Here is an 11,081-nt window from a genome sequence, read left to right on the forward strand (position 1 = left end):
TTAGACGGCTGCCCATACCTCTGTTACCTCGGTAGACACATTATACGTATTTACTTATCTTTACACAGTTTGTTTTTTTCGCCTCGTTCTACTTATATCATTTTGCAATCTTTCTTAGTTTTTATTAGTAAATAAGATGCGTTTGCCCTGGGGTGGGCAAGATTAAGATACCCAAATGAGAATCTGGTAGGGTAAGTTCCGGATTAAGGCTAACAAATCATGTTACATTGGGCACAGTGTATGTAAAATATAAACAATAATTATCAATGCCCAATGCCCAATGCCCAATACTAGTCAGATTTTTTCGGATCTGCTGATTTAGATGCCTTCGGTATGACTAGTACTTTATCAACGCGATTACCATCCATATCCATCACTTCAATTCGCATACTTTGCCATTCAAAATAATCTGCGGCGGCAGGAATACGTCCTAAATGGGTGATGACAAAACCGCCTAATGTTTGATAACTGCCTCGTTCCTCAGATTGCCACTCTTCCATACCAAAAAGTTCCAAGAACTCCTCTACAGGCAACATCCCATCTAAAAGCCAGGAACCATCTTCACGTTGCACAGCTTGTGGTTGATCTTGTCCATCTGTGGAAGGAACATCACCCACAATTTCGCTCATGATGTCATTGAGAGTGACTAATCCTTGAATCACTCCGTATTCATCCACTACTAACGCCATGTGAGTGATGGTTTGCTTGAATAATTCCAAAACTTTCAACCCACGGGTGCTTTCTGGCACAAATACGGGCTGTCGTAATCCTACTGTCAAGTCTAGCGGTTCTCCTCGAAAACTCCTGGCTAATAAGTCGGTGACAGGGATCACACCCAGCACGTTGTCAAGTCCCGCCTGACAAATTGGATACCGAGAATAGGCGCTATCAACCATTTTTTGGCGATTTTCTTCGGGAGAGTCTTCTAAGTCAAGCCAGACAATATCGGGGCGGGGTGTCATTAAGTAGCTGACGGGGCGATCGCCTAAACGAAAGACTCGCTCTACCATATCCTGTTCAGCTTCCTCAAAGGTTCCCGCTTCAGTCCCTTGCTCAATTAAGATTTTAATTTCTTCTTCGGTAACTTGTGGCTCGGTAGAAGCTGTAATTCCTAGCACTCGCAGGATTAAATCTGTAGAAGCGCTTAAGAGAAATACTACTGGAGAAGCGATCGCCGCCAACGCTTGCATTGGAATCGCTACAATCGAGGCAATCCTTTCTGGATTGTTTAATGCCAGACGTTTCGGTACCAATTCGCCAACAATGAGTGAGAAATAGGTAATGAGCAAAACCACTATTCCAAAGGATATCGGTTCACTATAAGGTGCTAATAAGGGAATAAGTCGCACATAGATTGCTACTCGGCTAGCAATTGTTGCTCCTCCAAAAGCACCAGTCAGGATACCGATTAGGGAAATACCCACTTGGACGGTTGACAGGAAATGATTTGGAGACTCAGCTAGTTTTAAGGCGACCCTTGCCTTGGCATCTCCTTGATTGGCAAGCTGCTGTAGCCTAACTTTCCGGGCTGAGACAATGGCCATTTCAGACATCGAAAAGATGCCATTGGCAATAATTAGCACCAAAATGATTAAAATTTCCAAAGTTATGGGGGACATGTTTAAAATTGCAGTTTATCAGAGCGAACGTAGCTCAATCCCTAGTATCTAGTATTAAAGGTGCTTGGATAAATGACTTTGACTATACACGAAGTAATAGTTATAGTTCTTAAGTTTATTAGTCGCCGTGCATTATTCTTCCATCGAATCAATAAGAAAGCTGTTAACACTTTTAAAATGGTTGACATAAACTGCTTCCAGATTTTCTGACCCACAAAGACTCCCAACGCTAGTAGTACTTATGTCATTTTCTTCTATTGTGCGTGCCTTAGGCCGATCGTCGCTCACTACTGAATTTATTTCTAAACTGAATCGACAACAAGAATTGCGGTTAAATGGCATTCCCCGGCTGCCTAAGACTCTGGTAGCTTCGGCATTAGCACAGGCTCAAGGCAAGGATTTGTTTGTGATTTGCGCCACTCTGGAGGAAGCTGGACGCGTTTACGCACAACTTGAGGCAATGGGATGGCAAACAGTACATTTTTACCCCACCTCCGAGGCTTCTCCCTACGAACCTTTTGACCCAGAAACTGAGATGAGTTGGGGGCAAATGCAGGTATTGGCAGATTTGCTTAAAAGGAGGCAGTGCGGTCTTGGGGTCTCCCCAAGTGGAGCAACTGCCGTTAAAGAGTCATTAGTCATTAGTCATTTGTCATTAGAAACAGACCAAGGACAAAGGACAAATACTTCAGCTTCTCTACGAGACGCTACGCGAACGCTCAGTACAAGTGACAAAGGACAAATGACAAATATGGCGATTGTGGCTACTCAAGGGGCATTGCAACCTCATTTACCACCGCCAGGAGCTTTTGGGCAATTCTGTCTTACCCTGAAAAAAGGGATGGAATTAGACCTGAATAGCTTCAGTGAGAAAATAACTATTTTGGGTTACGACAGAGTGCCTTTGGTGGAAACGGAAGGACAGTGGAGTAGGCGGGGCGATATTGTTGATGTGTTCCCGGTTTCCTCTGAGTTTCCAGTTAGGTTGGAATGGTTTGGGGATGAAATTGAGCAAATGCGGGAATTTGACCCAGCAACTCAACGTTCAGCCCTCGACAAAGTTGACCAGTTAATTCTTACCCCCACTAGCTTTAGTCCGGTGGTGATGGCCGCACTGAAGAATAATGCTGAGTTAGGAGTTAGGAGTTATGAGTTAAATTCTGACTCAGAATTTATGAGTGATAACTCATCAATGATTGAGGGTACCCGTCGCTTTTTGGGGTTAGCGTTCGAGCAACCAGCATCTCTGCTAAACTATTTAGCCGAAAATACCCTGATTGCCATTGATGAGCCAGAACAGTGTCATGCTCATAGCGATCGCTGGGTAGAAAATGCCGAGGAACAATGGGGAATCCCTTCGGCTTACCTCGGCTTCGCTCGGCACAAGTCGCTCAGGGCAAGTGGGCATGGGGAAGAATCTACTCCCTTAATATTGCCGAAGATTCACCGTTCGTTTGATGAGTGTTTGGTTGATGTTGCTAAGTTTAAAACGTTGTATTTATCGGAACTCTCAGAAGAAAATAGTGGGATCAATCTTGCTAGTCGTCCGGTTCCAGCCACGCCACACCAGTTTGCTAAATTAGCTGAAACTATTCGCCAAGAACGCGATCGCAATTTCTCTATCTGGCTACTTTCTGCTCAACCTTCCCGTTCTGTCTCGCTGTTGCAAGAACATGATTGTCCCGCTCAGTTTATCCCCAATCCCCGCGACTACCAAGCGATCGATAAGCTGCAAATTAACCATATTCCCATTGCCCTCAAATATTCTGGTCTTGCCGAACTCGAAGGTTTTATCCTGCCTACGTATCGAGTGGTAATCGTTACAGATCGGGAATTTTTTGGGCAGCATTCTTTGGCGACTCCCGGCTATATCCGCAAGCGTCACAAAGCTACTTCTAAACAAGTTGATCCTAATAAACTGCGTCCAGGCGATTATGTAGTTCACCGCAATCATGGTGTTGGCAAATTTGTCAAGCTAGAAAGTTTGATGATTAACAACGAAACCCGTGATTATTTGGTGGTGCAGTATGCTGATGGGTTATTAAGAGTCGCAGCCGATCAAGTCGGGGCTTTATCTCGGTTTCGCGCCGGAGGTGATAAAGCACCAGAACTTAACAGAATGACTGGTAAAGCTTGGGAAAATACCAAGAATAAAGTCCGCAAAGCCATCAGAAAATTAGCGGTGGACTTGTTGAAACTGTATGCAGCGCGATCGCAACAACAAGGTTTTAGCTTTCCCAGTGATATGCCTTGGCAGGAGGAATTGGAAGATTCTTTCCCCTACCAACCCACGACGGATCAACTCAAAGCTGTTCAAGATGTAAAACGCGACATGGAAAGCGATCGCCCAATGGATCGCTTAGTTTGTGGCGATGTCGGTTTCGGGAAGACGGAAGTGGCGATTCGTGCTATTTTCAAAGCAGTCATCGCCGGTAAACAAGTGGCACTCCTTGCGCCGACGACTATTTTAACACAGCAGCATTACCATACACTCAAAGAACGTTTTGCACCTTACCCCGTAAATGTCGGTTTGCTCAACCGTTTTCGTTCGGCTGAAGAACGCCGCGATATTCAAAAGCGATTGGCAACGGGTGAATTAGATGTAGTTGTTGGTACACAGCAACTTTTAGGTAAAGGTGTGGCATTCCGCGATTTAGGACTGTTGGTGGTGGATGAAGAACAGCGATTTGGAGTCAACCAGAAAGAAAAAATTAAAAGCTTGAAAACCCAGGTGGATGTACTTACCCTCTCCGCCACTCCCATTCCCCGAACTTTGTATATGTCTTTGTCGGGAATTCGGGAAATGAGTTTGATTACTACACCACCGCCAACCAGACGCGCGATTAAAACCCATTTGTCACCGATTAATTCTGAAAGTATCCGCAGTGCAATTCGTCAAGAATTAGACAGAGGTGGACAGGTTTTTTATGTAGTTCCACGAGTGGACGGCATTGAAGAGACAACAGCCAATTTGCGAGAAGTGATACCGGGAGCTAGATTTGCGATCGCTCACGGTCAAATGGATGAAAGCGAGTTAGAATCAACCATGCTCACCTTCAGTAATGGCGACGCAGATATCCTGGTTTGTACGACAATTATTGAATCTGGCTTAGATATTCCGCGAGTCAACACGATTTTGATTGAAGATGCTCATCGCTTTGGATTGGCACAGTTGTATCAATTACGCGGTCGTGTGGGACGTGCAGGTATCCAAGCTCATGCTTGGTTATTTTATCCCAAGCAACGGGCATTATCTGATGCAGCACGGCAACGTTTACGAGCGATTCAGGAATTTACTCAATTAGGTTCTGGCTATCAGCTAGCAATGCGCGACATGGAAATCAGAGGCGTGGGTAACTTGCTAGGTGCTGAACAATCCGGTCAAATGGATGCCATAGGTTTTGATTTATACATGGAAATGCTGGAAGAAGCAATTCGGGAAATCCGAGGACAAGAAATTCCGAAAGTGGAGGATACCCAGATTGACCTTAACCTGACGGCATTTATTCCGGCAGATTATATCACAGATTTGGATCAAAAGATGAGTGCTTATCGGGCTGTGGCTACAGCCAAATCTAAATCAGAATTAAAGCAGATTGCAGCCGAGTGGAGCGATCGCTATGGTACTTTACCAGTCCCTGCAAATCAACTTTTGCGAGTCATGGAACTCAAACAACTAGCGAAAAAACTCGGATTTAGCCGCATTAAGCCAGAACAAAAGCAGCACGTCGTTTTAGAAACGCCGATGGAGGAACCCGCTTGGAATTTGTTGGCGGCGAATTTACCAGACAATCTCAAGACACGGTTTGTGTATTCTCCGGGGAAAGTGACGGTGCGCGGGTTAGGAGTTTTTAAAGCAGATCAACAATTGCAAAATTTGATTGATGCTTTCGGGAGAATGCAAGGTGCAATTCCAGAGGCGGCTATTGTTTGATAAGTTTTGCTCAAGTTTCTATCAATTAAGAACCAAACCTACAGAGGATAACCAGAGTGAGTATTAATCTTAATTTGCCGCCAGAGCTAGAAAACGAGCTTTTTACTGAAGCTTCTCGGCTAAACCTTCCTATTTCTGAATACATTCTTCGGATTCTTTCTGTGAGGCAGGTTTTAGCAAATCCACCGAGGACAGGGGCCGAACTCGTTGCTTATTGGCAGAGCGAAGGTGTGATTAACTCACGACCTGATCTTACAGATAGTCAAGCATACGCTCGCAAGTTACGCCATGAGGCCCAAACCCGTGAGCGAGAATAGGTAAAGTTGATGTATTTGCTAGATACCGACGTTTTGATTGATATTCAACGAGGTCATGCTCCTGCAATAAGTTGGTTTGCCAGTCTATCAGAGTTGCCCAGTGTGCCCGGCTTTGTAGTCATGGAAATGATTCAGGATTCTCAAAACAAGCAACAGTTGAGTAATGCTCTAAAACTGGTTGCGCCGCTACCTGTAGTCTGGGCTACTGAGGCTGACTTGACTCGCGCCTTGTCTGACTTTACGACCTACCATTTATCTCACAGTTTAGGGTTGTTAGATGCGCTGATAGCTGCTTGTGCTGTTGGGCAAGGTGCAACACTTTGTACATTCAATGTTAAACATTACCGTGTTGTTCCCGGTCTTGTTATGGCACAGCCCTACACACGTTAATACCTATCCAATCACTCCGACGTTTTGAGTAAAATGCAAAGTGCGTAGGTATAGCCAGTCGTAGACATCGCTGTTATCTGTGTAATTTCGGTGGTGAGTTAGTTTTGTCTGTGAGAGATTAGGCATCTAAGTTTCCATAGCACGGACAAGCAACAATGGAAAAAGAAAAATTTCACATTGGCCCAACATACCTTGGTATTGAGGGTATTTTTGATAGCACGGATATGTACGGAAATCAAATTAAGCGTCCTGATTCTTGGGAGGATGAGGGAGAAGTTGTTGTTTGGGGATATCGAATATCTGGTTCAACAGTTTATTTTCGTTCGCAGATTGACTACTTTCCAAAAAATAGACTTGAGTATGTAGATATATGTCAGTTTGTTTGCGATCGTATGGCAGACTTACTTGATAAATGCATTCAGAAGATCAAACAACATAATAATTTAGAAGATTCATCTGTAGACCTAGCAGATTATGGATTTAGAATTTATCATTATTGCGAATATTTTTTGGGGGAAGAAGAAGAGACTCTATCTCTGAAATTAAACCGTTTTTCTAAAAGCGGGAAATTAAAGCAGGTAAACTGTAAAGGTGGGCTGTCTGAAAAAGTTGCTCAAATTGGGGAGATTGATTTCTGCCTCAGTTCTGGATCGATAACTTTGATGAGAAAAATTAACAGTGAGAAAAAAGGATTTGTTAGAGATGTTGAGCAACACGATCTCAAAACATATCAAGAATATTTAGATTTTAGAAAACGGAAAATAAATGACTATAATCTGCTGGATATGCTTAAACTTTAAAGAGAAGTGTAGGCAGTCAGTTAGCGTAGCCTAACATTCTGTTGGAGTGGACAACATTAATTTTAGTAGCCACAGTTAAGAGCAAACAGATATGGTTATTAGCATATTCTCACAAACTAGCTCAACAAGTTTATGAAAATCAGAGCAATCATTCATCCAGCAGAAGAAGGCGGCTATTGGGCAGAGGTTCCCGCGCTTCCCGGTTGTATCACCGAAGGACACACTATAGAAGAGGTGATGGCTAATTTAAAGGACGCTATTGAAGGTTGGCTTGAAGTTGCTAACAGTCGTAATGCAATTGAGTCAACAGAGCAAGTTGTCGAAATTGCTGTATGAAATCGATTTCTGGCAAGCAACTTTGTAAGATTGTGGAACAAAAAGGTTGGGTTTTGCAAAGAACTACTGGCAATCATCATATTTATGATGGTATCTTTGGGTTTGTTTCAGGTATACCCATTAGGTTAGTTCAACCTCAACGTCTTTGACTTTAATTGTAGAACTGTCTCAAACTCTACTAGTTCTGCTATTGAGAACGATGTCTACGACGGGCTACGCCTACGCTTTTTTATTTCTCAAGCTTATGAAGTAGGCGATCGCATTCCCTTACCAAGTAGTAATGATAGCTATAGCGGTAAACTACTACTACGGATGCCAAAATCTTTACATCGACGTTTAGCTGAGACTTCTGAACGAGAAGGAGTTAGTCTCAATCAGTATATTGTGTCTTTGTTGAGTGCGATTTCCAGATGATTTATAAATATTCAAAAAAGACTTCAGGTACTAATTTGAATTCTCCTGATTTCAAGCGAGAGATATCTATCCATAACGCTTTATGTTTATGATGTTGTGATTCTGAAAAAATTAAACTTTCCAGTTGATAAAATTTTGAATCAGCAAAGTCACATTGATAAAGCTGAATAATTTCATGACCTTGCCTACCATTAAATATAAACAGGTTCTCTATACAACCGAGATATCTAATATTCGTTAAGTCTGCGTGAATTTCCTCTTGAAACTCCCGTTCTAAGGCGGCGCGGCTGGTTTCGCCAAATTCAACACCACCACCTAAAGCACGATAAAATGTTTCTTGCTTTACGGGATCGTAGCCTTCAGAAAGAAAGATGCGTTCGCCATTGCGAATTAGTCCCAAGGCTATTACCCGAATTTCCCCTGCTTTATTCATTTTTGTTAATTATCGTAGATAGACTGAGGACGACTTTCGCTATCCTCAATAGGCCAATCGGAATTTTCGCCACCGATGTACAATTCTTCAATGGTGACATATTCCTGACTTAGCTGTGTGAGAGCGTTGATTAAAATATCTAGAGCGATCGCATCACTGGTTCCTAAGTCAAACCAACAACGCCCCCACTGTCCCTCATATTCAAACTCACCGATGTTGTGCATCAGTGCTAGCAAGCTTTTATCATACCCTTGTGCATCATAATTCATGTAGTTGATATCAAGTCCAGTGTCCTGCACCTGAAGATTCTCTGCATTAAATGCACCCAATTTACCCAGATAAAACCAGGAATTGAAAACTTCTTCTACATATTGCTTTTCACGCGCAGAAGGATTTGTGCTGAATTTCAGCCAAATCCACACATCAAAAGGATTAATTTCGCGGAACTGAATCTCCATTTTAGTCTAATATCTCAATTACTCTTCTGCAAATAAGCATATCAAAGTAGGGCATAAGGAATGGGGGATGAGGAAGATGAATTAATAACCAATGTCCAATCCCCAATCTCCAATACTTCGGCTTACCTCGGCTTCGCTCGGCACAAGTCGCTCAGTACAAGTCCCTAATCCCCAATACTTCGGCTTACCTCGCCTTCGCTCAGTACAAGTCGCGGTTCCTGAGCGTAGTCGTTCGCGTAGCGTCTCGTAGAGAAGGGCAGTACAAGTCCCCAATCCCCAATTACCCAGGATTTTTCAGGCTAATAGCATTTTTGCGTTCACCTTCAATTTGTTTGACTAAATCGCCTGGAAGTTGGGATTTTCTAGTCAATGCTTTGTCAAAATTAGCGATCGCTTCCTGGATCATCTGCTGGCTTTTTTCTTTTTGCCCCAGTTCTTTCAATATTTGGGCTTTGAGATAATAAATTTCTGGATTATCAGATGTGCTTTTAATCGCCTTGTTGACATAATCTAGTGCTTGTGCATATCTTTTTAAATCGCGGTAAGCAAGAGCAACACCCCGATCCACTAGATACTGAGGAGCAGCATTTTGTTCTAACCGTCCAATTGCCTGATCTGGGCTAGCAAAAGGCAAATTAACTGCCAATAATAAATCCATATAACCCTTGATTAAATTCAGTTCTGGATCGTTGGCAGAAATTGCTTCGGCTTTGTCTAAATATTCATAAACTTGCCGCAACTGACTAAAGGCTTCTGGCACTCCGTTGACAGTACCCTTACGGCTGATAACTACTGCACCCTCTAAAAAATGACCAACAGCAGTGTATAAATTACCACGCAATGGATCGTTGTCAATCAGTTTTTGTCCGGTTTCTAGAGTTTTCTGACTGTAAGTGTCGAGTTTAGCCCAATCCTTATTTCCGTATGCTAAAGACGCTTTTATGGCATAAGCTAGAGGTTCATTTGGCTCTTTGGATATTGCTTGTTCTAGATAACGCTCTGCTGCTGGATAGTTACCCTGTTGGAAAATCGCTTTAAAAGCGGCTTCTGTTTGATCGCCAATTTGATGAGGTTCACGATTGCGAAAGGGATCGCCAGCTAGGGAGGGATTTACCCATAGATTAAGTGCGATTGCAACTCCAAAAGCAGTCTGAGCAAGGGTAGTGAGTTTAGCAGACACTACTAATTGAGGTGAAGAAAACATTTTAGTCATTTTAATCCTCAGAATAATTGCGGTTGAAATAGTTGTATGTGTTACTTAGAATGCAAAAAATGAGAATGCAAAAAATGGTTAATTTTAACTTGCCTCTGCTTCAACCAAAATTTTCTTATATAAAGGTTGTCTTTGGTAATTTTTTCATGTTTCCAGGCTGACTCTAGCCAAAGTTTTAAGAGTGAGTCTGCCACAATGGAGAAAAAGTAAATGATTCTTGCTGCTAGATTAAGGTGTTAATCCAGGTAATGCGCTAGAAATTTTTCCAGAATTTTTCAGTACTCTCAGTGTAGTTAATCAGTAATTTGCTGACTTTTTGGTAATCTTAACAAATGCTCTATCTCAGAAATGTAAATTATCATCCCACAGCGTGCCCAACAGCGATTCTCAAATCGGTCAACTTGGAATTAGCACCCCAGCAGCTAGGTTTGATTATTGGCCCCAGTGGTTCGGGAAAAAGTACCTTACTAGAAATTTTATCGGGACTAGCCGAACCTACTACCGGCGCACTCTTCTGGCGGGAACAAGAACTTATAGCCGAACAGCTACAACAATTGGCTGGGTTAGTATTTCAGTTTCCAGAGCGGCATTTTTGCGGTGGTTCGATTTTAGAAGAATTGCGTTTAGGACATCCTGAGTTAGGGTCAGAACGAGTCAGACAGGCGCTGAGTGAGGTGGGATTAGAGCATTTATCGCTATCTGCTGCCCCTCATGCTTTGAGTGGCGGTCAGCAACGACGTTTAGCTTTGGCAGTGCAATTGATTCGCCAACCAAATTTACTGTTATTAGATGAACCCACGGCTGGGTTAGATTGGTCAATGCGTCGGCAACTGGTAAATTTATTAGCGAAACTCAAACAAGATTGGACACTATTGATAGTGACACACGATGCTGGGGATCTGTTAGCGATCGCAGATCGTTGTTGGACACTCAACCACGGTGAACTAGAATCAGTAGACCCAAAGACACTAGAAGCCAAAGTTAAAGAACCTTTACCATCGGTTTGAAAGGGGAATGGAGAGCAGGGAGCAGGGAGCAGGGAGCAGGGGGACAAGGAGAATAACCGATGCCCAATGACAAATGACAAATGACAAATGACAAATGACAAATGACAAATGACAAATGACAAATGACAAATGACAAATGACAAATGACAAATGACAAATG

Annotated in this window: 14 protein-coding genes; 8 read left to right on the plus strand and 6 right to left on the minus strand. The window is 42.8% G+C overall.

Features of this window, described 5'->3' with window-relative positions; all coding sequences use genetic code 11:
- Positions 1-290: 290 nt before the first annotated feature.
- On the minus strand, positions 291-1,619 hold the full coding sequence (locus tag V7K50_RS04070) for a hemolysin family protein (RefSeq protein WP_334957520.1): 1,329 nt from the start codon (positions 1,617-1,619) through the stop codon (positions 291-293).
- Positions 1,620-1,860: 241 nt separating this feature from the next.
- Here V7K50_RS04070 and mfd point away from each other — a divergent pair, with 241 nt between their 5' ends.
- The 3 genes from mfd to V7K50_RS04085 are packed head-to-tail and all read left to right on the plus strand — an operon-like array spanning position 1,861 to position 6,260.
- Positions 1,861-5,553 carry a transcription-repair coupling factor gene (gene mfd, locus V7K50_RS04075; RefSeq protein ID WP_334957522.1) on the plus strand — a complete coding sequence of 1,231 codons (3,693 nt, stop codon included), beginning with the start codon at positions 1,861-1,863 and terminating at the stop codon, positions 5,551-5,553.
- A 56-nt stretch (positions 5,554-5,609) separates the two neighbouring features.
- Positions 5,610-5,870, plus strand: coding sequence for a hypothetical protein (locus V7K50_RS04080; RefSeq protein WP_334957524.1), 261 nt, complete (start codon positions 5,610-5,612; stop codon positions 5,868-5,870).
- A 9-nt stretch (positions 5,871-5,879) separates the two neighbouring features.
- On the plus strand, positions 5,880-6,260 hold the full coding sequence (locus V7K50_RS04085; protein ID WP_334957526.1) for a PIN domain-containing protein: 381 nt from the start codon (positions 5,880-5,882) through the stop codon (positions 6,258-6,260).
- Positions 6,261-6,263: 3 nt separating this feature from the next.
- Here V7K50_RS04085 and V7K50_RS04090 read toward each other — a convergent pair whose 3' ends face one another.
- Entirely contained in the window at positions 6,264-6,386 is a 123-nt protein-coding gene (locus tag V7K50_RS04090) for a hypothetical protein (RefSeq protein ID WP_334957528.1), read from the minus strand.
- A 29-nt stretch (positions 6,387-6,415) separates the two neighbouring features.
- Here V7K50_RS04090 and V7K50_RS04095 point away from each other — a divergent pair, with 29 nt between their 5' ends.
- The 4 genes from V7K50_RS04095 to V7K50_RS04110 all read left to right on the plus strand — a co-directional run bounded on the left by V7K50_RS04095 (position 6,416) and on the right by V7K50_RS04110 (position 7,810).
- Positions 6,416-7,060 (plus strand): hypothetical protein, encoded by a 645-nt coding sequence (locus V7K50_RS04095; RefSeq protein ID WP_334957530.1) that lies wholly within the window; start codon positions 6,416-6,418, stop codon positions 7,058-7,060.
- Positions 7,061-7,192: 132 nt separating this feature from the next.
- Positions 7,193-7,396, plus strand: a complete 204-nt coding sequence (locus V7K50_RS04100; protein WP_334957532.1) for a type II toxin-antitoxin system HicB family antitoxin — start codon at positions 7,193-7,195, stop codon at positions 7,394-7,396.
- Positions 7,393-7,545 carry a type II toxin-antitoxin system HicA family toxin gene (locus V7K50_RS04105; protein WP_334957534.1) on the plus strand — a complete coding sequence of 51 codons (153 nt, stop codon included), beginning with the start codon at positions 7,393-7,395 and terminating at the stop codon, positions 7,543-7,545. The genes V7K50_RS04100 and V7K50_RS04105 overlap by 4 nt, the downstream gene beginning before the upstream one ends.
- A 112-nt stretch (positions 7,546-7,657) precedes the next feature.
- The gene (locus V7K50_RS04110) at positions 7,658-7,810 is read left to right on the plus strand and encodes a toxin-antitoxin system HicB family antitoxin (protein WP_334957546.1); all 153 of its coding nucleotides are present in this window, start codon (positions 7,658-7,660) and stop codon (positions 7,808-7,810) included.
- A 1-nt stretch (position 7,811) separates the two neighbouring features.
- Here the strand turns inward: V7K50_RS04110 and V7K50_RS04115 are convergent, their stop codons facing one another.
- The 4 genes from V7K50_RS04115 to V7K50_RS04130 form a co-directional block, all read right to left on the minus strand.
- Positions 7,812-8,243 (minus strand): NUDIX hydrolase, encoded by a 432-nt coding sequence (locus V7K50_RS04115; RefSeq protein WP_334957536.1) that lies wholly within the window; start codon positions 8,241-8,243, stop codon positions 7,812-7,814.
- A 5-nt stretch (positions 8,244-8,248) separates the two neighbouring features.
- Positions 8,249-8,701: a DUF3531 family protein gene (locus tag V7K50_RS04120; protein ID WP_334957538.1), complete on the minus strand. Its 453-nt coding sequence runs from the start codon at positions 8,699-8,701 to the stop codon at positions 8,249-8,251.
- A gap of 81 nt (positions 8,702-8,782) precedes the next feature.
- The gene (locus V7K50_RS04125) at positions 8,783-8,974 is read right to left on the minus strand and encodes a hypothetical protein (RefSeq protein WP_334957540.1); all 192 of its coding nucleotides are present in this window, start codon (positions 8,972-8,974) and stop codon (positions 8,783-8,785) included.
- 7 nt (positions 8,975-8,981) lie between these two features.
- Positions 8,982-9,914, minus strand: coding sequence for a Sll0314/Alr1548 family TPR repeat-containing protein (locus V7K50_RS04130; protein ID WP_334957542.1), 933 nt, complete (start codon positions 9,912-9,914; stop codon positions 8,982-8,984).
- A 332-nt stretch (positions 9,915-10,246) separates the two neighbouring features.
- Between V7K50_RS04130 and V7K50_RS04135 the strand changes: the two genes are divergently transcribed.
- Complete coding sequence (locus V7K50_RS04135; protein ID WP_334957544.1) at positions 10,247-10,921, plus strand: ABC transporter ATP-binding protein; 675 nt, start codon at positions 10,247-10,249, stop codon at positions 10,919-10,921.
- Positions 10,922-11,081 lie beyond the last annotated feature (160 nt).

Origin of the sequence: Nostoc sp. (assembly GCF_036917135.1) — a bacterium.
Classification (GTDB): Bacteria; Cyanobacteriota; Cyanobacteriia; order Cyanobacteriales; family Nostocaceae; genus Nostoc.